22 protein-coding genes and 1 pseudogene are annotated in these 19,183 nt (G+C 64.9%); 17 read left to right on the top strand and 6 right to left on the bottom strand.

What is annotated here, in order from left to right:
- From AC5RV1_RS10725 to AC5RV1_RS10685, 9 genes and pseudogenes are all read left to right on the top strand, one after another.
- Positions 1-402: pseudogene (locus AC5RV1_RS10725) on the top strand (Ig-like domain-containing domain); the annotation flags it as partial.
- Positions 403-498: 96 nt separating this feature from the next.
- The gene (locus AC5RV1_RS10720; protein ID WP_493994509.1) at positions 499-978 is read left to right on the top strand and encodes a CBM96 family carbohydrate-binding protein; all 480 of its coding nucleotides are present in this window, start codon (positions 499-501) and stop codon (positions 976-978) included.
- Positions 979-1,085: 107 nt separating this feature from the next.
- Positions 1,086-2,186 (top strand): hypothetical protein, encoded by a 1,101-nt coding sequence (locus tag AC5RV1_RS10715; RefSeq protein ID WP_493945544.1) that lies wholly within the window; start codon positions 1,086-1,088, stop codon positions 2,184-2,186.
- Positions 2,187-2,199: 13 nt separating this feature from the next.
- Positions 2,200-3,012, top strand: a complete 813-nt coding sequence (locus AC5RV1_RS10710; RefSeq protein ID WP_493945543.1) for a glycosyltransferase — start codon at positions 2,200-2,202, stop codon at positions 3,010-3,012.
- On the top strand, positions 3,009-4,292 hold the full coding sequence (locus tag AC5RV1_RS10705; protein ID WP_493945542.1) for a lipopolysaccharide biosynthesis protein: 1,284 nt from the start codon (positions 3,009-3,011) through the stop codon (positions 4,290-4,292). The genes AC5RV1_RS10710 and AC5RV1_RS10705 overlap by 4 nt, the downstream gene beginning before the upstream one ends.
- Positions 4,289-6,067, top strand: coding sequence for a glycosyltransferase (locus AC5RV1_RS10700; protein WP_493994505.1), 1,779 nt, complete (start codon positions 4,289-4,291; stop codon positions 6,065-6,067). The genes AC5RV1_RS10705 and AC5RV1_RS10700 overlap by 4 nt, the downstream gene beginning before the upstream one ends.
- On the top strand, positions 6,064-6,402 hold the full coding sequence (locus tag AC5RV1_RS10695) for a hypothetical protein (protein ID WP_493994504.1): 339 nt from the start codon (positions 6,064-6,066) through the stop codon (positions 6,400-6,402). Before AC5RV1_RS10700 ends, AC5RV1_RS10695 begins: the two co-directional genes overlap by 4 nt.
- The gene (locus AC5RV1_RS10690; protein WP_493945538.1) at positions 6,399-6,623 is read left to right on the top strand and encodes a hypothetical protein; all 225 of its coding nucleotides are present in this window, start codon (positions 6,399-6,401) and stop codon (positions 6,621-6,623) included. The genes AC5RV1_RS10695 and AC5RV1_RS10690 overlap by 4 nt, the downstream gene beginning before the upstream one ends.
- A complete protein-coding gene (locus AC5RV1_RS10685; protein ID WP_493994503.1) occupies positions 6,620-7,672 on the top strand; it encodes a metallophosphoesterase family protein in 1,053 nt (350 codons plus the stop codon). The genes AC5RV1_RS10690 and AC5RV1_RS10685 overlap by 4 nt, the downstream gene beginning before the upstream one ends.
- A gap of 103 nt (positions 7,673-7,775) precedes the next feature.
- Here the strand turns inward: AC5RV1_RS10685 and AC5RV1_RS10680 are convergent, their stop codons facing one another.
- The 3 genes from AC5RV1_RS10680 to AC5RV1_RS10670 all read right to left on the bottom strand — a co-directional run bounded on the left by AC5RV1_RS10680 (position 7,776) and on the right by AC5RV1_RS10670 (position 11,436).
- A complete protein-coding gene (locus AC5RV1_RS10680) occupies positions 7,776-8,435 on the bottom strand; it encodes an acetyltransferase (RefSeq protein ID WP_493945536.1) in 660 nt (219 codons plus the stop codon).
- On the bottom strand, positions 8,432-8,566 hold the full coding sequence (locus AC5RV1_RS10675; RefSeq protein WP_493945535.1) for a hypothetical protein: 135 nt from the start codon (positions 8,564-8,566) through the stop codon (positions 8,432-8,434). The genes AC5RV1_RS10680 and AC5RV1_RS10675 overlap by 4 nt, the downstream gene beginning before the upstream one ends.
- Before the next feature lie 176 nt (positions 8,567-8,742).
- Positions 8,743-11,436 carry a helix-turn-helix transcriptional regulator gene (locus AC5RV1_RS10670; protein WP_493994502.1) on the bottom strand — a complete coding sequence of 898 codons (2,694 nt, stop codon included), beginning with the start codon at positions 11,434-11,436 and terminating at the stop codon, positions 8,743-8,745.
- 484 nt (positions 11,437-11,920) lie between these two features.
- Here AC5RV1_RS10670 and rpsF point away from each other — a divergent pair, with 484 nt between their 5' ends.
- The 4 genes from rpsF to rplI all read left to right on the top strand — a co-directional run bounded on the left by rpsF (position 11,921) and on the right by rplI (position 13,713).
- The gene (rpsF, locus tag AC5RV1_RS10665) at positions 11,921-12,226 is read left to right on the top strand and encodes a 30S ribosomal protein S6 (RefSeq protein ID WP_015939036.1); all 306 of its coding nucleotides are present in this window, start codon (positions 11,921-11,923) and stop codon (positions 12,224-12,226) included.
- A 73-nt stretch (positions 12,227-12,299) separates the two neighbouring features.
- Positions 12,300-12,878 (top strand): single-stranded DNA-binding protein, encoded by a 579-nt coding sequence (locus tag AC5RV1_RS10660; RefSeq protein ID WP_163165048.1) that lies wholly within the window; start codon positions 12,300-12,302, stop codon positions 12,876-12,878.
- Positions 12,879-13,003: 125 nt separating this feature from the next.
- Positions 13,004-13,243, top strand: a complete 240-nt coding sequence (gene rpsR / locus AC5RV1_RS10655; protein WP_003800144.1) for a 30S ribosomal protein S18 — start codon at positions 13,004-13,006, stop codon at positions 13,241-13,243.
- A 17-nt stretch (positions 13,244-13,260) separates the two neighbouring features.
- Entirely contained in the window at positions 13,261-13,713 is a 453-nt protein-coding gene (gene rplI / locus AC5RV1_RS10650) for a 50S ribosomal protein L9 (RefSeq protein ID WP_461173125.1), read from the top strand.
- 73 nt (positions 13,714-13,786) lie between these two features.
- Here rplI and AC5RV1_RS10645 read toward each other — a convergent pair whose 3' ends face one another.
- Positions 13,787-14,209 (bottom strand): DUF1801 domain-containing protein, encoded by a 423-nt coding sequence (locus AC5RV1_RS10645; RefSeq protein WP_493945531.1) that lies wholly within the window; start codon positions 14,207-14,209, stop codon positions 13,787-13,789.
- 58 nt (positions 14,210-14,267) lie between these two features.
- On the opposite strand from AC5RV1_RS10645, the gene AC5RV1_RS10640 reads away from it, so the two are divergent.
- From AC5RV1_RS10640 to AC5RV1_RS10630, 3 genes are all read left to right on the top strand, one after another.
- Positions 14,268-15,119: a PhzF family phenazine biosynthesis protein gene (locus AC5RV1_RS10640; protein ID WP_493994501.1), complete on the top strand. Its 852-nt coding sequence runs from the start codon at positions 14,268-14,270 to the stop codon at positions 15,117-15,119.
- A 94-nt stretch (positions 15,120-15,213) separates the two neighbouring features.
- A complete protein-coding gene (locus AC5RV1_RS10635) occupies positions 15,214-15,840 on the top strand; it encodes an FMN reductase (RefSeq protein WP_493994508.1) in 627 nt (208 codons plus the stop codon).
- Between the two features lie 45 nt (positions 15,841-15,885).
- A complete protein-coding gene (locus AC5RV1_RS10630; protein ID WP_493945529.1) occupies positions 15,886-16,221 on the top strand; it encodes a TFIIB-type zinc ribbon-containing protein in 336 nt (111 codons plus the stop codon).
- 53 nt (positions 16,222-16,274) lie between these two features.
- On the opposite strand, the gene AC5RV1_RS10625 is transcribed toward AC5RV1_RS10630, so the two are convergent.
- Both AC5RV1_RS10625 and AC5RV1_RS10620 read right to left on the bottom strand, forming a co-directional pair.
- Entirely contained in the window at positions 16,275-16,847 is a 573-nt protein-coding gene (locus tag AC5RV1_RS10625) for a hypothetical protein (protein WP_493945528.1), read from the bottom strand.
- 3 nt (positions 16,848-16,850) lie between these two features.
- A complete protein-coding gene (locus AC5RV1_RS10620) occupies positions 16,851-17,129 on the bottom strand; it encodes a hypothetical protein (protein WP_493945527.1) in 279 nt (92 codons plus the stop codon).
- Positions 17,130-17,797: 668 nt separating this feature from the next.
- Here AC5RV1_RS10620 and dnaB point away from each other — a divergent pair.
- Positions 17,798-19,180 (top strand): replicative DNA helicase, encoded by a 1,383-nt coding sequence (gene dnaB / locus AC5RV1_RS10615; RefSeq protein ID WP_163165060.1) that lies wholly within the window; start codon positions 17,798-17,800, stop codon positions 19,178-19,180.
- Positions 19,181-19,183: the final 3 nt, after the last annotated feature.

Here is a 19,183-nt window from a genome sequence, read left to right as displayed (position 1 = left end):
TTGAATCCTACTGCGGATCTTGCGGCGAGTACGTTGTACACGGCGACGATCAAGGGTGGCGCCAGCGGCGTGAAGGATTCTGCAGGTAACGCCTTGGCGGCGGACAGGACCTGGACCTTCACCACGGCGGCTCCAGCCGGCGGCGGTGATACGACGCCTCCGACGGTGACGGCTACGTCGCCATCCGGTAATGCTGTGGCGGTGTCGTCGAATGTGACGGGGACGTTCTCGGAGGCAATGACTGCCTCGACTGTTTCGTCGAGCACGTTCACGTTGACGGGGCCGGGGACGACGCCGGTGTCGGCGGCTGTGACGTACGCGGGCAACGTTGCGACGTTGAATCCTACTGCGGATCTTGCGGCGAGTACGTTGTACACGGCGACGATCAAGGGTGGCGCCAGCGGCGTGAAGGATTCTGCAGGTAACGCCTTGGAAGCGGACAGGACCTGGACCTTCACCACGGCGGCTCCGGCGGGTGGCGGCGGCACGACGGAGACCGTGACGCTCACTGCCACCGCTGACAGCTACGTCTCGGCAGGGGCGGTGACAGTGAACAATGGCACCAGTACCATGCTGGGCGTAGACGCCAGCACCGAGGAGATCACGTACTTGAAGTTCAACCTGCAGGCTTATGCAGGCAGAACGTTGCAGGGTGCAGTGTTGCAGCTGCGCAGCGCCGGGAGCGGGTCCACGGGTACGCAGAACGTCAAGCTGGTTGCTATTGACAGCTGGACCGAGACTGGCATCACCTACAGCAACAAGCCCGCGCTCGGCACCAGCATTCTCGGCACGCTCGGGCCAACAGCAACCAACACCAACTACAACGTTTCGCTGAACGCCACCGCCTTGATAGGTGAGCTCGGCCAGGAACTCTCTCTTGGTATGGACTCCAGCAGCAGCGACGGCGTGGACCTTAATTCCAAGGAGGCCAGCAGTGGCATATACGCACCCAAGCTGGTACTCACGCTGGCGAACTAGCCGGACGCCGTCGACACGACCGACACCCGTCCACATGAGCAACCATCCGTCCGACACATCTACCAGCAAAACCATCTAACAGGCACCACTAAAACAGGGGACAAACAATGCACAAGCAGACCGAAACCAACACCAAGGCACTGCACTTCGACATCCATGGCCGCATCACGCTCCGCGTTGACGCAGCGGCGCCGTCAGCGCCGCAGCTCCGAAGCATGTTGGCGTGTTTCGCTACCGACACCGAACGGCCGGCCGATATCACGGTGGATGACCAACTGGAGCCAATGCCGGATGCCGGTCTGCTTGAGCACGAGCTCGCGTACACGGAAAACAGCGTGCGCTTCCAGGCCGAGCGGCTCCAGGTCGTGAGGGACGGAAACCAGTGGCGCATCCACGGCCCGGGCGAGCTGTTGACCTCCGTGGTCCCTGTTCTGGATGCCGCCATGGTCGCTCGAGGAGCGGGGATGATCCACGCGGCAACCATGGCGTACCGGGGGCACGCGATCGCGCTTCCGGCCGCCGGGGGGACCGGTAAGACGAGCACCGCCGCCAAGCTGATGCGGCGCGAAGGGTGGTCGTTCATGGGTGATGACTGGGCCTTCCTCGCCGAGGACGCCACGTTGCTCGGTTACGCGAAGCCGATGTTCATCAAGCCGCACCACCGGGCCATCTACCCGCACCTGTTTGAAGGTGTCCGGAAGCCCCTCGTCCCGCCGCAGCTCTCGAAGAGCGTCGGCCGCCTCACCACGGTGGTGCATCCCTACGTCATCCGTTACCCGCGCCTCGCGGACTTCTCCCGGCGGTGGTCGCCGGAGCACCGCATGGTTGATGCTGCGAAGGCGTTTCCCGGCCGCGAAGTGACCACCACGGCCCCGCTCGCGGCGGCCATCTACATTGAGCGCTACGAGGGCTCCCGGTCCCGGATTGTCGAGCGGACAACCGATTGGATGGTGGACCGGATGCTCGGCAACTTCCACATCGAGATGGCTGGCTTCTCGCAGCATGTGGTGACAGGCCTGGCCGCCACGTCCGTCGTCCCATGGCGTGAGCACTTCGCCGCGAAAGGCGTAGTGCTGAGCAAAGCCCTCGACGGGCGGCCCTGCCACCTGCTGCAGGTGCCTGCCGCGTACAGCGCGGACGAGGCGTCGGACGACATCGTCCGGTATCTCGAGGAGCTGCTGCCGTCGGTCCTCGACGAGCAGATCTGAGGGGGTGGACAGAGTGGGTCCAAGCCCTTCCGAGATCACCGCGGTTGTTCCGGCCCGCAACGCGGAGCTCATGCTCCCGCGCTGCCTGGAAGCCCTGCGCCAGTCCGGCGTCGCCGAGATCATCCTGGTGGACGGATGCTCTACCGACAGGACCGTCGAAATCGCCCTCGCGGCCGGTGCCAGGATCCTGAGTGACGAGGGCCGTGGCCTGCCGTGGGCCCGAACGCTCGGTGTGCAGAACAGCAACACCCGTTGGGTCCTGCTCGTTGATTCCGACGTCGTGTTCGGGCCAACGGGGGTCGCAGACCTGCTCTCGGAGCTGGTCGAAGGCGGCTACGACGCACTCCAGGCCGGTCTGGAGAGTGTCGCCGGACCCGGCTACTGGGGGCAGGCGCTCGCACACCACCACCGCACCGGCCGCAGCCGCAACTGGTTCGGGCTCGTGGCGACGGTCGTCGACCGGGAGCTCATGCTGGGTGTCGGTTTCGACGACAAGTTCAAGTCGGGGGAGGACATCGAGCTGCGTTGGCGGATGCGGCAGGCAGGGCTGCGAACCGGCGTGTCACAACGGGTCGTTGTCGAACACCGCTTCGCGGCGGACGACTTCGACTTTGCGCTCGACCAGTTCCTTATGGACGGAACAGGACTGGGACGGATGATCCGCAAGCACGGCTGGCGAGGTGCGAGGTTGGCGCTGCTGCCCGCCGCCGCGGCAGTCCGCGGCAGCGCCCTAAGCCTCGCCTCCGGCCAGCCCCGGTGGCTGCGCTACTACCTCGCCTTCTGCTGGTACAACTATGCGGGCCTGAGAAAAGGTCTCGCGTCATGAGTGCCGAGGTTGGGACCGCCGTCACGGACCCCTCAACCGTTCGGCACTCCGCCTTGCGCAGTTCCCTTGGCCTCATCGTTGGCAAGGGCGCCCAGATTGGCTGGGGTTTTGCCTTCTGGGTCGTGGCGGCGCGTGCGACGTCAGACCGTGAGGTCGGGCTCACCATGGCCGCAGTTGCGGCAGTGATGATCTGCACGCAGCTCGCAGTGCTGGGTGCCGGGTCGGCCGTAATTGTTGCCGTGGGGCGGGGAGAGCCGCCCGCTCGGGTGCTGGATGCGGCGTTCGCCATCGTGGGGGTAGCCGGCACCGTGCTGGCCGTCGGCTACCTCGTGCTGCAGTCGGCTGTGGCGCCGGACACGGCGTCGGCCTCGGTTCTCTTCTGGCTTACATTCCTTGCGGCTGCCGTCACCGGCACCCTGGTGATCGTCCTGGACCAGGCGCTCGTGGCGTTGGGCCGCGGTGCCAGCGCTAGCTTGCGGTACGCGTTGGGCGGCGGGGTTTCACTCGGGGCGGCAGCGCTCGTGGCCTGGCAGGCGCACGGCGCCTCCGCCGACGTGGTGATGGCCTGCTGGACCCTCGGGAATACGGTGGCGTGCGTCGTCGGCGTGGTCCAGCTGCGAAAACTGATTGGCTACCGGCCGCGACCATCCCTGCGCTCGGCTCGCGGCCGTCCACTGCTGGCGGTGGGTATCCCGTACCAGCTCCTCACCCTCACGGAGCGCGCCCCCGGGCTGGTGCTGCCGCTCCTGCTCGCCCACACGGTGGCACCGGAGACCGCTGCCTACTGGTATCCCGCATGGATGATGGCCTGGGCAGCCTACTCCGCTCCGATGCTGATGGGCATCGTCCAGTTTTCCGAGGGTGTCCGCGACCCGCACCGCCTGGTGTCCACAACCTGGGCGAGTCTTCGTTGGTCGCTCGCCGTAGGAGGCCTGGCCGCAGTCGTCCTCGTCCTCCTCGCTCACCCGCTGCTTAGTCTGCTGGGCGAGCGGTACGCCGACGCATCCGCTGACGCGCTGCGGTGGTTGGCGGCCGGACTGCTGCCGTACGCGGTGCTGCAGGCCTACAACGCCGTGTGCCGGGCTCTCGGCCGCTACACGGAGCCGATCGTGGTCGGCGTGACGATCGGAGTCGCCCTCTGCGTTTCAGCGCTGTGGGTCGCCGAAACAGGCCCCGGTGCTATGGCCCAAGCGTGGCTGGTGGTGCTGTCCATTGGGGCCGTTGCGGTCGGCCTACGGTTAGTCGCCGTTCTCCGGCGCATCACCAAGGAGTCAAGATGACCACCACAATTGATGCACCCAGCAGTATCCAGGCCCGCTGGAAGCCCCGTGACGTGGGGTGCGCACTGGCGGGAGTAGTGTCACTGGTGCTTACCGTATGGGCCGCGTCCACGGTGGCACTACCCGTAAACAGCGATCTGGGGCTCGTCGCCGTCCTGCCCTACCCGTTCTGGGTGGGGCTTCTGGTCCTGAACGTCGCCTTTGTCGTGGCGCTGCGCGGAGATTCCACGGGCCCGGCAAGCCGCCCGGTTATGTTGTGGCTGGTGCTGGTGCTGGTCCTCGTGCTCTTTGGGACCGCATCCTTCGTGACGGACATACCGCGGGGTGAGGTCGCGTTCCGCCATCTCGGCATTGCGGACGCACTCACGCGCACCGAAGGGGTCAACCCGGACATCGATGCCTACTTCAACTGGCCGGGTTTCTTCGCCCTCCTGGCAACGGTGCTTAAGGCGACCGGTCTGGACCCGGTGACCGTTGCCCTATGGGCGCCGGTGCTCAACATGGGTCTATGGCTCGCTGCCCTGAGTGTCCTGACGGGCTACCTGACCCGCGATGCGCGGCGGCGCTGGCTCGTGCTCTGGATCTTCTGCCTCGGCAACTGGCAGGACCAGGACTACCTGTCTCCCCAGGCCTTTGGCTTCTTCCTGTACCTCGTTGTGATCGCGCTGGTCCTCGGCCCGCTGGCCGCGCGGACACCCAAGTTCCTCGGCTTCGGACGCGCCGACCTGGTGGAGTGGTGGCGAGGGCGGTCACCCGCCGAGCACCGGCCGGGGCACCGGGTGACCGCCCTCGCGGTGACCCTCCTGCTGATCACGGTCATCTGCGCCAGCCATCAACTGACGCCGTTCCTGGTGCTCATTACCGTCACCGCCCTCACCCTGAGCGGACGTGTCTGGCCCAGCCGGCTGCCTCTGATCATCGGGGTCGTGCTGGCGCTTTGGCTCGTCTACCCCGCAAGCGCATACCTCGCCGGTAACCCACCCCTGGCGGAAGGAGGACTGCTGGCCGCAATCGACGCCAATGTCGTCGACCGCGTGAGCGGAACTGCGGGCCACGTGCTCGTGGTGCAGGTCCGGGTCCTTCTCACCCTCGTGCTGTGGGCGCTTGCCACGGCAGGGGCCGTGCGCGACTGGCGCAGGGGGCGTCTCGACATCCGGGTGGTCCTCCTTGCCCTCACCCCACTGCTGCTCTTCCCCGTCCAGTTGTACGGCGGGGAGATGCTCATCCGCGTCTCGCTGTTCGCGCTGCCCTTCATCGCCCTGCAGGCGTGCTCAGTCCTGCTCCCCGCGGACGGCAGCACACGCCCCTCCTCCCGCGCCGCGGGTGGCCTTGCGCTCACGTGCCTCCTGTTGGCCGGGATGACCGTGACAGGCAGGTTCGGGAACGCCCAGTATGACGTCTTCACCGACAATGAGATCGCCGCCGTCGCCGCTGCACAGCGCCTCGCGCCCCCCGGTTCAATGATGATCTCGGCGTCCACCCCGACGCCGTGGCGCAGCGAGGCATACCTCGAACACCGGTACCGGACGATCGACTTTATGTGCAAGTCCGACTTGTCGACGCCGACGTGCGGACCGCTCGTCTACAAAAACGCCAAGGACAACGCTGCCGGTGCCGTCGTGTTGCTCACGCGCTCGTCGGAAGCGAGCCTCGTAGTCCGGGGCGTCAGCAACGAGGGTAGTTTCGATGAACTGGAAGCGTGGTTGACCGCGCAGGAAGGTGTGGAGCTCGTGTTCAGCAACGTTGACGCACGCGTTTACCGGGTGACGCCATGAGCGCCGCCATCAGCCGGCCCACCGCGGTGGTCGTTGCTGCGGCCGTCGTGCTGTCGCTCGTGACGCTCATCGGGCTTCCGACACCGCTGCAGGCGGTCGCAGCGATAGCCGTCCTCGTCGTGCTTCCAGGGCAGGCACTGGCCCGACTCACGCCGGTTACCGACTTCGCGCTCAGCGCGTTGCTGGTCCTGGCGCTTGGCCTCGCCGCCCTCACGGCGGTGTCCACGGCGATGTTCTACCTCGCTGTGTGGTCGTGGCAGGCATGCATTGTCGCGATGGGCGTCATCACCATCCTCGCGTGCGTAGCACGCGCACGCCAGGAGGCCGTGTCATGATCGATCTGTCGGCAATAATCGGGACGGCCGCGCTGGTCGTCACCCTCGCCCTGCTCGTTACCCTTGTCGGGCTTGAGGTCCGACGCGTTGGACCGGAAGCCGGGCAACCCACGACACGGCCAACGCTACTCGGCAGGACAGTGAGCCGCAGGGTCGTAGCCGTCATGTGGATAGTGTCCCTGCTCTTCTTCCTGCCGCGCGTGTTGGAACTGCTCGCGTGAGCCGCCCGGCCCGCTGGTGGCTCCTCAGCGACCTGCACCTGGGTGTGTCCGGCGTCGACCCCCGGCGCCCCGGCACAGTGCTGCCCGATTTCCTGCACCGCGAGGTGCTCGCAGCCCCCGGTCTGCAGCGGCACGTCGTCTTTGTCGGTGACACGTTCGAGCTGGCGGGGTTCGACGAGGACGAGAGCCTGGCCCGGCTTGAGTCCATCCTGGTCCGGCATCCCGACACGTACCGTGCGCTGCAGGCAAGTGCAGCGCACGGAGTGCAGCTGCACTTCGTGTGCGGCAACCACGACGTGGAGCTGGCCCGGCCGGCGGTAGCCGCAAGACTGTCCGCTCTCCTGTCACCGGCCGAGACAACACGGGTCAGGGTGCACCCGTGGTTCCTGCACGTGCCCCACGTACTCGTGGCGGAGCACGGGCACCAGCACCACGCGCTGCACCGGATTCCCGAGGTACTCCGCGCGGCAGTCAATGGCACTGACGAGCTGGACCTGCCACCTCTCGCAGCCTGGCACGCCCATCCGTCCAGGTCGCGCCTGAGCCGCGCCGGGGCCGTTGCCCGGGCCTGCCTGGCATCTGAGCGGGCGGAACGCCGCGTCCGGGAGCCCGGGTATGGTGAGCTGCTGCAGACCGAATCACTGCGGCTCGCGCTCGATGAAGTGGCCGTTCGGGACCTGGCGCGCCTGTCCAGGTTCCGAACGGTGTCGGCGCTCCCGCGCACCGCCACTCGCATGGTCCTTGCGGCCGCCGGACGTACAACCTCCGGGGACAAGGCTCCTGCTGCAGCGGGCCGGTTCGTACGTACCCTTGAGACGTACGGGTCCGGGGTGGCCTGGTACGTCTCAGCCCACACCCACCGGGCCCTTGAGTCGGCGCTCGAGGGTGGCTCCGCCCGGTACATCAACACCGGTACGTGGAGTTCGGACGTCCGCGGCCGAGGACCGGACCAGTCGGACAGGCGGGTGTTCCCGTACGCCCTGGTCGATGTGGCCGCCGACGGCGCCACCAGCGGCGGTCTGCGGTTCTGGCGTCCGGACGGCAGCTGAGCCGGCACAGGGGTAAGCGCACGGGCGGGGCGGCGGACTCTGTGCGCGCCTAGAGAAATGCCGACGTGCGCCAGAGTCTGTCGCCCGAAGTGCGCAGTGGCGCTCATCGTCCGTTAGCGAACCCAAACGCGTCCCGGTCGATTTCATGGGCAGGGACGCCTGCCCAGGTCTCGCCGTCGGGCACGTTGCTGAGGACGGCGGCGCCCATGCCGACGGTTGCATAGGCTCCGACCGATGTCCGTTCCCTGACGCTGGAGTTCATCCCGAGGTAGGCCGCCCGCCCGATCCGGACGCCGCCGCCCAGCGAGACGCCGGCGGCGAACGTGGCGAAGTCCGCCACGTCGTCGTCGTGCGAGAAGGTCACCGAGGGCATGGCCACTACATGGCTTCCCAAGGTGACTGACGCAGTCAGGGTAACGTTCCGCAGCAGGATGCTGCCGCGGCCGATCCTGCACCCCTCGGGCGGCTGCACGGAGGGGTCAACTGCCGTGGCGTAGCGGGCCTCGTGCAGGCCCATGGCTGTCAGCCGCTCCACCACTGCTTCCCTTGACCTTCCGGAGGCGATGCATACGAGCACAAACGCGTGCGTGTACTTGCGGGCATCATCGATGGTTCCCAGGACCGGCGCGCCGTCCACCGTGACGCCCGCCATCTCCTTGTCGTCATCGAGCAGGCCCACGACGTCGTACTGGCCGCTGCTGCGCACCATCGCCAGGACCTCGCGGGCAAGGCCGCTCGCGGTGATAAGGATGAGCTCGCTCACGCCTGCGCACCGGCGATGTACTCTGCCGCCGTCTCCCGGATAGGGCCCAGGCCAACTGGTTGTGCAGCAACGCACGCAACGGGCCAGCCAAAGGCTGCGCGGTGGGACCGGGCAAGTGATATTCCTGCCATGACTACCCCTTCCCGGCGTGGCCCGCTCTTGTGCTGTGACCTGATACCAAAATAGCCCTTCGAAGGCGGCTATAGCGGGGAAAGGCAGGGCCTCTGTGGGTACCGGAAGGGAAGACTGTGGAAACTGCGGCTACCTGCAATGGCCCGGTTTGCCTGGCCTTCGGCTCGGGCTTTGCCTAAAGGACGGGCAGGACGTAGGGCTCCCGGGACGCGGCTTCCTTACCTGCTGCCAGTGCCGTCAGCTGGGCACGGGATTCCACACCCAGCTTGCGGTAGATCGCCGTGAGGCGCACTTCCACGGTCCGGACGGACACGTAGAGCGTGGCGGCGATTTCCTTGTTCCGCATCCCTCGTGCCACCATTTTTGCCAGTGCCCGTTCGTGGTCGGCGAGCATCAGCATGGCGGGGTTGCCAGGGACGCGGACGGGTTCCACCCGCTCGTCCAGCAGCAGGGAATCCACGTGCTGGGTCCAGGCATCGGCTCCGGCTTCGTCGAACATCACTTTCGCACGCAGCAGCCCTTCCCGGGCTTCGCGCAGCCGGCCAAACGCACCCAGCCGCTCCGCGTAGCAGAGTGTTGTCCGGGCCCGCTCCAGGAGAGACTCGCGGCCGATCCTGCCCTCCAGCGCCTGGCTGAACAGCTGCAGGGACTGTTCGCCGTCGGCCAGCATCGCCCGGCTGCGGGCAATAGCGGACATGAGCCATGGTGAGCGCAGGCCCACGGAACGTCCTTCCAGGCGGAAGAGCACTTCCGTCGCTTCCCTGTGCCGTCCCAGGCGGACCAGGACTTCCACCAGGTCCGCCTCGCATCGCAGCAGGGCGGGGTTTCGGAAGGCCATGCCGATCTCAGCAGCCCGGGACAACTGCGCGAATGACTCCGCAAGATTGCCGCGCATGAGGGCAAAATGGCCCTGGCAGGCGGCCAGTTGGGCGGTCATGGCCGGGTGGCTTTCGGCGCCAAAGGAGTGCTGTGCCTCTGCCAGATAAACACGTGCCAGTGCCTCATCACCCAAAGCGTTCGCCCGCCACACCCGGAAGATGTGCCGCATCCCGCGATGGTATTTGGTCTCCGGCTCAGAGAGTTCCAGGTCTTCAATAAGTTTGATTGCCGTTCGGACATTGCCGGCGCGGATCTCGTTGTCCACCGCAAGGAAGTTCGCCGTTTCCCGCCAGTTGATGTTGCCCGCCTCAACGGAGTTCCGGACCATGGTGAACGCCTCCTGGGCGAGTTCGTGGTGTTCGGCATAGCTCAGGGAGCGGCCCTGGACCAGGAGCGCCGCCACCATGTCACGCCGGCCGGCCCCATGCTTACGGCCGGCGTGTTCTGTGTTTCCGCCGATAACCTCGATCAGCTGCTGGGCGCGCCCTGCAATCGCCAAGCACTCCACGGACGCGGAATCCCGGAACTTCTCGATGTACTGCAGCAGGTTGACTGCGTCCTCCAGTTCCCAACGCTCGGCGTAGTAGAGGGAACCCATGGCCAGCAGGTTCGAGGCGAACACGGGGTCGTGCTGGCCGAATTCCCTGACCAGGCGCAACACCATGCTGGAGCGCACCGCGGCCCCTTGGATGAACTGGATCTCGAAGGCAAGTCCGGTCAGGCGAAGGATTAGGGCAGGGTTGCCCGTCACCCGTTGTGCCCAGGCCAGGTAGCGCTTGGCATAGACAAACTCGGCCCTGTTGAACAGAAGTTCGGCCACAGCAGTGAGGCGGGCGGCAGCCTCGGGCTCCCAAGGGTTGATGGTGAGGGCACGTTCGATGTATTCGACGGCGAAGGCGATTTCCCCGCTGCGGATAAGGTCAACGGCAAACCCGAGGAGGCCGAACGGCGTCTGCCGCTCCAACGCGGTAAAGCTCAGGTGCCACCGCCGGGCATAGGGGTCAGTGGGGTCGGCGGCTTCGGCCATGGCACGGTGGTTGGCGGTCCGCACTGCCGGTGTCATGGCCGCGAAGACGTAGCCGCGGAGCAGCTGGTCCTGGATCCGAAGGTGCGCTCCGGTCCTGCTGACCATGCCGGTGGCCAGGAGTTCGTCGATCCCGGGCCACAGCTGGCTGTACACCTTTTCCAAAGTCGCGATGTCGCTCCGGCAGGACAACGAGAGGAGATCCAGGACGTGGCGTGCATCCTGGCTCAGCCCGCCAACGGTCGCGGCGAACTCGGATTCGAAGCTGCCCTTGCAGGGCAAAGGCACCGGAAGGGCATATTTCCCTTCGGCCTGCCGTTCAAGCAGGCAGGTGTAGAGCTCGACGGCGGCGAGCGGGTTGCCCCGGGTTGCGGCGGCAACCACATGGGCGGCCGCGGTCGCGGCCTGCCGAGCCGGGATTGACTCGAGCATCCGTACGGTGTCGTTGTAGCTCAGTGGCCTGAGTAGAAGGGTCGGCAGGCTTGCGAACGTGCTGTCAGGGGTTTCTTCGCGCACGCTGATGAAAAGCGCCATGTCGGTTCGGGAAAGGCGGCGCGCCAGGAATCCGATCACCGCCTGGCTGCTGGGGTCCAGCCGGTCAGCGTCGTCCACGACAATCACCGTGCGGGAGGACGAGCGCTGGTGCAGTGCGTTGAGGAGCATGGTGGAGACCGTGGGAATGTCCATGGTGCCGGTGGAATCGCGGAGCAAGTCGTCCGCGAAGCGGTTAAGGACGGGATCGTCGATTCCGTCCAGGAGCGCTGTAAGACCGGAGAGCGGCCAGTCTGACTCTGATGCGCTTGCCCGCAGGAAGACAGTCCGGTAGTCGGAAAGCCTGGGAATCTCGGACAGCAGGGAGGATTTTCCTACACCTCGCTGGCCGACGACCCTCAGTGCGGACTCGTTGGGCCCCCGGATCACGGCAAGGATCCGGTCCAGCTCCTTGCTTCGGCCTATTAACGACATGTGGTCCCCATCCATCGAAGAAGGAGACCTGTATTCCTTTGTACTGTCCAAATCCGCCTATTTGGGCCGCCAGCCGAATGCACGTCCAGCGGACCAAATGTCTGTCCGCTTGTCGCATCCAGCACGGTACCCAGCCGATGGTTGCCAATATAACCCTGATCCATAATCCGCACCAGAGAGATCCGGGCCTTCAAGTACTCATATTTGGTGATGCCCATGCTGGGTGGGATGGCCGCCCCGAGTCCGGATACCAGCGCGAGCGGCAAGTTTTCCACATAGGCGCAGCAGTGGTTTCCGCGCCGCTGCCGGACGCTTAGCTTGGAGTCAAGCGCGAATCGCCTATCCGGTCCAAATGCACTAAGATATTGAAGTCTGTGCTGCGTCCTGCCTCCGTTCCGGTGGTGGGGCATTGCATGGCATCGCAAATGAACCTCCTGTTACGGAAATGCCGTAACCGCTTAGCCCAAAGGAGGTGGGTTCACATATGCGTCCTTACGAATTGATGGTAATCATCGACCCCGAGGTCGAAGAGCGTACCGTTGAGCCGTCGCTTCAGAAGTTCCTGAACGTCATCACGAACGATGGTGGAACCATCGAAAAGGTTGACATCTGGGGCCGTCGCCGGCTGGCTTACGACATCAAGAAGAAGTCCGAAGGTATCTACGCCGTGGTGAACTTCACCGCCAAGCCGGAAACCGCCAAGGAACTTGACCGCCAGCTGTCTCTTAACGAGACCATCATGCGCACCAAGATCACCCGCCCCGAAGAGCAGAAGGTTGTTGCTGAGTAATTTCAGCCCAATTTTCATTCTTTACCCCGCAGGAAACGCACTCTTCACCCAGGATCGAACAAGGAGGCAGTAGATGGCAGGCGAGACCACCATTACGGTCATCGGTAATCTCACCAATGACCCGGAATTGCGGTTCACACCGTCCGGTTCAGCAGTAGCGAACTTCACCATCGCTTCCACCCCCCGCACCTTTGACCGCCAGTCCAACGAGTGGAAGGACGGGGAAACCCTGTTCCTCCGCGCCGCTGTCTGGCGTGAAGCGGCCGAGAACGTCGCCGAGTCCCTCACCAAGGGCATGCGCGTGATTGTTACCGGGCGCCTGAAGAGCCGTTCCTACGAAACCAAAGAAGGCGAAAAGCGCACCGTTATCGAGCTCGAGGTCGATGAAATCGGCCCGAGCCTGCGCTACGCCAATGCCAAGGTCAACCGCACCCAGCGCTCCGGCGCTGGGGGTGCTCAGGGTGGCTTCGGCGGCGGCAACAGCGGCGGTGGCTTCGGAGGCGGCGCTCCTGGTGGAAACCAGGGCGGCAACTCCGGTGGAGGCTGGGGCGGCGGCAACCAGCAGGCTGCACAGGATGATCCTTGGGCAACGCCCGGTGTCTCCAATGCAGGCGGCTGGGGCAACGGCCCCGATTCCGAACCTCCCTTCTAACAACCAATTAAGGCCCGACGACGGGACACCGGAAATGCCGCAAGGCACCAAGGTGATTGCCGCCGTCGGACCACCACCATCCCGTGGATCAATATCCACGGGCTCCCTAGAATAGGAGCTCCACGATGGCTAAGGCTGAACTCCGTAAGCCCAAACCAAAGTCCAACCCCTTGAAGGCCGCTGACATCACTGTCATCGACTACAAGGACGTAGCATTGCTGCGCAAGTTCATCTCCGACCGCGGAAAGATCCGCGCCCGTCGCGTCACTGGCGTCACGGTGCAGGAACAGCGCAAGATCGCACAGGCAATCAAGAACGCCCGCGAAGTTGCCCTGCTGCCTTACTCCGGCGCTGGCCGCGGCTAAGGAAGGGATTAACTAACATGGCAAAGCTCATTCTGACCCACGAAGTAACCGGTCTCGGTGCTGCTGGCGATGTTGTAGAGGTCAAGGACGGTTACGCACGTAACTACCTGCTCCCCCGCAACTTCGCCCTGACCTGGTCGAAGGGTGGCGAGAAGCAGGTTGAGTCCATCAAGACTGCCCGCGCCGCCCGCGAGCACGCTTCCCTGGAAGATGCTCAGAAGCAGGCCGCTGCACTCTCCGCCAAGCCGGTCAAGCTCGTTGTCAAGGCTGGTGAGACCGGACGCCTGTTCGGCACCGTCAAGCAGGCCGACGTAGCTGACGCTGTTGAGGCCGCTGGCCTTGGCCGCATCGACAAGCGCAAGGTTGAACTGCCGGCACACATCAAGTCGGTTGGTTCCTACCAGGCCAACGTCCGTCTGCACGACGATGTTGCTGCTGTCATCGAACTCGACGTAGTGGCAGGTAAGTAGTCTCCTGACTGCGCAAGGACCCCCGTCGCCGGATTCCGGTGGTGGGGGTCTTTTCGTGCCCTCCCGCTTCCGCTTACGGGCTGTGAAGCTCCGCCATCACGTGGTGGTAACCCGTCCGCACCATCTCGGCGAGCACGTCGCGGTCGACGTCCTGCAGCTTGCTGATGTAGAGGCAGGACACCCCCGTCCTATGCTTGCCCAGGGCCGGGAGCAGCCGCTCGGCGTCCGGGCCGTAGGTCAGTCCGTAGAGGGCGAGGTTGGTCTTGCGCGGAGAAAAACCCACGGCAGCGGCATCGCCTTCCCGTCCGCTGGCGTACCGGTAGTGGTAACTGCCGAAACCAACGATGCCCGGTCCCCACATCACCGCTTCCTGCCCGGTGATGCTGCCCATCAGTTCGAGCAGCTCGAAGCTGTCGGCACGGCGGCCAGGGTGCTCCACCGACGCCAGGAACTCATCTACGGGCACCGCGGTGGGCTGGGTCTTGTTCTCTGCCATGGTCGTAGTGTCGCAGACCGGACCACCGCCGGCCAGCACCCGGTGATAATCTGCACCGGTGACCTCACCCTCCCCGCGCAGCCGCCCCTTCCACCAGGTGGATGTCTTCTCCCGCGAGCCGTACCGCGGCAACCCGCTCGCCGTCGTCGTTGACGCCGAGGGACTGTCCGCGGAACAGATGCAGCAGTTCGCCAACTGGACCAACCTCTCCGAAACGACGTTCCTTCTGCCCCCTACAGATCCCCGCGCGGACTACCGGGTGCGGATATTCACGGGCAGCGAGGAGTTTCCGTTCGCGGGGCATCCGACACTTGGTTCGGCGCACACCTGGCTGGAGTCCGGGGGCGTGCCAAAGTCAGACGGCTTTGTGGTGCAGGAGTGCGGTGCCGGTTTGGTCAGGGTGAAGCACGACGCCGGCCGGCTGGCCTTCGCGGCCCCGCCGCTCACCCGCTTCGGCCCGGTGGAGGACATCATTCGGCGGCAGCTGACAGCCGGCCTGCGGCTTCCCGAATCCGGGATCCTTGATGCGTCATGGCTGGTTAACGGCCCGCAATGGATCGGCGTCCTGCTCGAATCTGCCGAGCAGGTGCTGGCCGTCCAGCCGGATTTCGCGGCGATGGGCGGGTTGAAGGTGGGAATCGTCGGAGCCTACGAACCCGGAGCCGATGCCGACTTTGAGGTGCGGACTTTCCTCCCCGGTGATGCCATCATGGAGGACCCCGTTACCGGCAGTTTCAACGCCGGAGTGGCGCAGTGGCTGATGAGCAGCAACAGAGCCCCGGCCGAGTACGAGGCCGCGCAGGGAACCGTCCTCGGGCGGGCCGGTCGCCTTCACATCAAGGCTGAAGACGCCGACATCTGGGTAGGCGGACATTCGACCACATGCATTAGGGGATCAGTGGTGCTGTAGAACCGGAATACGGGAATAGATGGAGAGCTCCCCCGGTTCAGAAGATAGATGCATACGCATGTATGATGGAATGAACGAGCAACAGGAGAATGCCATGGACACCCGCCGCATCACAGTCCTTTCCGCCGGACTCGGCGTACCGTCCTCGAGCCGCCTGCTGGCGGACCAGCTTGCCGCCTCTGCTGAGCGGCAACTTCGGGCGGCAGGATTCAGTGCCCAGATTGACGTCGTGGAGCTTCGCGACCTTGCCGTGGACATCGCCAACAACTTTGTCACCGGCTACGCGGCCCCCCGCCTCGCCGAAGTGATTGGAGGCGTGGAAGCCTCAGACGGGATCATCGCGGTGACGCCGGTCTTCAGTGCCTCCTACAGCGGGCTGTTCAAGTCGTTCATCGACGTCCTGGACCCCAAGTCACTGGACGGCAAAGCTGTCCTGCTGGGTGCCACCGGCGGAACGGACCGCCACCAGATGGTCCTGGACTACGCCCTGCGGCCGTTGTTCAGCTACCTCCGTACGCGGACGGCAGCCACTGGCGTCTTCGCCGGCCCCCAGGACTGGGGCACGACGGACGACGGCGGCTCCGGCCTTGCGGAGCGCATCAACCGGGCCGCCGGCGAATTTACGCGCCTGCTTGAAGGACCGCAGCCGGGGCGGAAGCCTGCCCCGATGGAGTCCCTGCCCTTTGAGCAGCTGCTGGCAGGCATCTCCGGATCACGGTAAGCCGGCCGCGCCGAACTTTCGGGCGGCGCGGGACGTTGTGTGGGCATGAAATGTCCTGTGGATTCAGTGGAACTGTTGATGACCGAGCGCAGCGGGGTTGAGATCGACTACTGCCCCCAATGCCGGGGGGTGTGGCTGGACCGCGGCGAACTGGACAAAATCCTGGACCGGGCGGCGGATTCCGTGCCTGGCCCTGCACCGGCACGCCCGGCCCCCGCGCCCGCGGCAGCGCCCCCGCCGCTGTATCCCAATTTCGAACCGCGCAGGGAACAGCGCGGCTACGACGACCGCAGGTACGGCAAGCAGGACTACGACCGGGACCCTGACCGGCGGCGCCATAAGAAGAAGGAAGGCTGGCTGGGAGAGATGTTCGACTTCTAGGCCTGGCCCACACAGGACGCCGGGCCACGCCGGGAAAGCCGGCGCCCCGTACGTCAGTCGTCCAGTAGTTCGATGAATTCCCTTGCCTGCTTCATCGTGATGTCGGAGTGCCGGGTCAGCGCGGTGGCAGCAGCTTCCGTGTCCCCGCTGCGGGCCAGCGTGCGGATCCTTCCGTAGATCTCGTCATTGAGCATGTTGCTGCTGACTTCCCGGGTCACATCGCCTTTGCTGGCAATTGCCCGGTAGCGGTAGGGGAAGCGCTGCGGCTCCTCGTCCTCGTCGTCTTCAACGGGGGCAGGGGGAGCCTCTGTTCCCCGGTAGGGCTGTGGGTGGGCTGCCAGGGCCCCGACGGCGTCACGGGACGCCCGGAGGCCCTCTCCTGTGGCCTCGTAGTACAGCTTGATGGCCGCCATAGCCTGGCCCTGCGCGATCAAGGCATAAAGCCTGCGGTGTTCCTCTTCGGAAAGTTTGGCGGCGGCCGCGCGCGCCAGTTCGGCGGGGGTAACGGCAGGTTCCGCCGGTTCGGCGCTGCGGGCGGCTTTCCGCCTGCTGATGGCGCGGGCAGCCAGCGTTACTCCGGCAATAACTGCCAGGAGGATAAGGACAGGGGCCACGAGCGATTCCATTGTCTAAAGCCGTTCTATGTGCTTCCTGGCAGCAGCCAGATCTGATTGCTTTGCCTGGGCAGTGTTCTGGCTGGGCATCGTATTCCGTTCCAGCCGGGCGCGGGCGGCGGTGGCAGCCTCGACCTGGGCTGCGTAATGCTGAGCCGAACGCTCCGCCAGGTCGCGCTGGTATTTTTCGGCGTCGGACATCCCCGAGTCGCGCGGGCTCAGGGCGGTGAAAAGACCCCAAATGAGCGCCACCAAAACAATCGCAGGCAACAGCATCAGCAGTAGTTCGCCCATGCATAGAGCTTATGCCAGATCCGGGTTATCCACAGCAATATTCAGCATGGTGCATAAAGGCGGGCAGGGGGCCGGGTCAAATCGGCAGGGCGGAATATGATGATTGCCACAAGGCCGCCGGCGGTATCAGCTGGCGGCTCCCCGGGCGTCTCTCGTTGCCGGGGTCCGAGGTGCAGGCTGTGGATGAAATTCCCCAAAAGAAATATTTACTCCACATGCTGCCAAAGACGTTTCCGCAGGTCAGCCGCACAAGCAGTTCCAAAGTTTTTTTGTTTCCACAGCTTTCCCCACAGGCTGTGCACAAGCTATGCCCGGTACTGCACAGGTTATCCACAACCCCTCCCGCATGCTGGCTTGGAGGCTGAACTCCTGGCGGCTAGCGTAGCGGGGTGCCTGTTCTTCGGTGCCCGCTACGGCTTTCAAAAGGGCTATGAAACGGTACAGGGCGGGACCGCTGCAACCTGCAGGGGCGGCCAAATGTGGAAAACCTGTGGATAGTGGGGATAACTCCGGCAAAAGCCCGCACACCCGCGGGTTGCGCAGGATTGTCAGACCCAGCCGGTAAACCTGGACAGGTGGTGGAGCGCAGCTTGGGCGGCGCAACGCCTTTAGCAGGATGGTTAGCCACCGGGCACTTCGGTCCCCGGTACACATGGAGGACGGCAGCTTTGTCAGTAGCGCATTTGGATCCGATCGAGGCCACCCGCGGATCGGACGTGAGCCGGAAGCCACCGCAGGACATCCCCGCCGAACAGTCGGTCCTTGGCGGAATGATGTTGTCCAAGGACGCCATTGCCGACGTCGTGGAAATCCTCCGCGGCCAGGATTTCTACCGGCCGGCACATGAAACCATCTATGAAGCCATCATCGACCTCTACGGCCGGGGTGAGCCGGCCGACGCCGTCACAGTCTCCGATGAGCTCACCAAGCGCGCCGAGATCAACCGGATCGGCGGCCCCGCCTACCTGCATGAGCTGATCCAGACCGTTCCAACTGCAGCCAACGCGGGCTATTACGCAGAGATCGTTGCCGAACGGGCGGTCCTCCGGCGCCTGGTTAATGCCGGCACCAAGATCGTGCAGCTGGGCTACGGCTCGGACGGCGAGGTGGAGGACCTGGTGAACCAGGCCCAGGCCGAGGTCTATGCCGTGGCCGAGCGGCGCACCGCTGAGGATTACGTGGTGCTCAAGGACGTGATGGAGTCCACTGTGGACGAGATCGAGGCGTCCGGCCACCGCGGCGAGGGAATGACCGGTGTGCCAACCGGTTTCTACGAACTTGATGAGCTCACGCACGGCCTCCACCCCGGCCAGATGATTGTTATCGCAGCGAGGCCCGCAGTTGGTAAGTCCACCTTCGCCCTGGACTTTGCCCGGTCCGCCGCCATCAAGAACAACCTGGCTACTGTGATGTTTTCCCTCGAAATGGGCCGCAACGAGATCGCCATGCGCCTGCTCTCAGCCGAAGCCACCATTGGCCTGCAGGATCTCCGCAAGGGAACCATCAAGGATGAGCAGTGGTCCAAGATCGCCACCACGATGGGCCGGATGAATGACGCTCCGCTGTTTATCGATGACAGTCCCAACATGTCCCTGATGGAAATCCGTGCCAAGTGCCGGCGGCTGAAGCAGCAGCACGATCTTAAGCTTGTCATCCTCGACTACCTGCAGCTGATGAGCTCCGGCAAAAAGGTGGAGTCGCGCCAGCAGGAAGTTTCGGAATTCTCCCGCGCCCTGAAGCTGCTGGCCAAGGAACTCCAGGTCCCGGTTATCGCCCTGTCCCAGCTGAACCGTGGATCCGAGCAGCGCCAGGACAAGCGCCCCATGGTTTCCGACCTCCGTGAATCCGGCTCCATTGAGCAGGACGCGGACATGGTGATCCTGCTCCACCGCGAGGACGTTTACGACAAGGAATCACCGCGCGCGGGTGAGGCCGACATCCTGGTGGCCAAGCACCGTAACGGCCCCACCAAGGACATTGTGGTGGCCTTCCAGGGCCACTACTCCCGCTTCGCCAACATGGCGGCCGACGCCGGCGGCGGAGGCTTCTAGGGC

Source organism: Arthrobacter sp. Hb9-2 (assembly GCF_059091165.1).
Note: the sequence above shows the minus strand (reverse complement) of the source record. Positions and strands in the feature narration are given on the sequence as shown.

What these genes read in the sequence shown, in the direction of transcription:
- AC5RV1_RS10645 (WP_493945531.1), bottom strand. Translation starts at nt 14,209, where the DNA reads ATGGCAGAGAACAAGACCCAGCCCACCGCGGTGCCCGTAGATGAGTTC.
- AC5RV1_RS10705 (WP_493945542.1), top strand. Translation starts at nt 3,009, where the DNA reads ATGAGTGCCGAGGTTGGGACCGCCGTCACGGACCCCTCAACCGTTCGG.
- AC5RV1_RS10715 (WP_493945544.1), top strand. Translation starts at nt 1,086, where the DNA reads ATGCACAAGCAGACCGAAACCAACACCAAGGCACTGCACTTCGACATC.
- AC5RV1_RS10620 (WP_493945527.1), bottom strand. Translation starts at nt 17,129, where the DNA reads ATGGGCGAACTACTGCTGATGCTGTTGCCTGCGATTGTTTTGGTGGCG.
- rplI (WP_461173125.1), top strand. Translation starts at nt 13,261, where the DNA reads ATGGCAAAGCTCATTCTGACCCACGAAGTAACCGGTCTCGGTGCTGCT.
- AC5RV1_RS10700 (WP_493994505.1), top strand. Translation starts at nt 4,289, where the DNA reads ATGACCACCACAATTGATGCACCCAGCAGTATCCAGGCCCGCTGGAAG.
- AC5RV1_RS10675 (WP_493945535.1), bottom strand. Translation starts at nt 8,566, where the DNA reads ATGGCAGGAATATCACTTGCCCGGTCCCACCGCGCAGCCTTTGGCTGG.
- AC5RV1_RS10690 (WP_493945538.1), top strand. Translation starts at nt 6,399, where the DNA reads ATGATCGATCTGTCGGCAATAATCGGGACGGCCGCGCTGGTCGTCACC.
- AC5RV1_RS10695 (WP_493994504.1), top strand. Translation starts at nt 6,064, where the DNA reads ATGAGCGCCGCCATCAGCCGGCCCACCGCGGTGGTCGTTGCTGCGGCC.
- AC5RV1_RS10635 (WP_493994508.1), top strand. Translation starts at nt 15,214, where the DNA reads ATGGACACCCGCCGCATCACAGTCCTTTCCGCCGGACTCGGCGTACCG.
- rpsF (WP_015939036.1), top strand. Translation starts at nt 11,921, where the DNA reads ATGCGTCCTTACGAATTGATGGTAATCATCGACCCCGAGGTCGAAGAG.
- AC5RV1_RS10625 (WP_493945528.1), bottom strand. Translation starts at nt 16,847, where the DNA reads ATGGAATCGCTCGTGGCCCCTGTCCTTATCCTCCTGGCAGTTATTGCC.
- AC5RV1_RS10670 (WP_493994502.1), bottom strand. Translation starts at nt 11,436, where the DNA reads ATGTCGTTAATAGGCCGAAGCAAGGAGCTGGACCGGATCCTTGCCGTG.
- rpsR (WP_003800144.1), top strand. Translation starts at nt 13,004, where the DNA reads ATGGCTAAGGCTGAACTCCGTAAGCCCAAACCAAAGTCCAACCCCTTG.
- AC5RV1_RS10660 (WP_163165048.1), top strand. Translation starts at nt 12,300, where the DNA reads ATGGCAGGCGAGACCACCATTACGGTCATCGGTAATCTCACCAATGAC.
- AC5RV1_RS10630 (WP_493945529.1), top strand. Translation starts at nt 15,886, where the DNA reads ATGAAATGTCCTGTGGATTCAGTGGAACTGTTGATGACCGAGCGCAGC.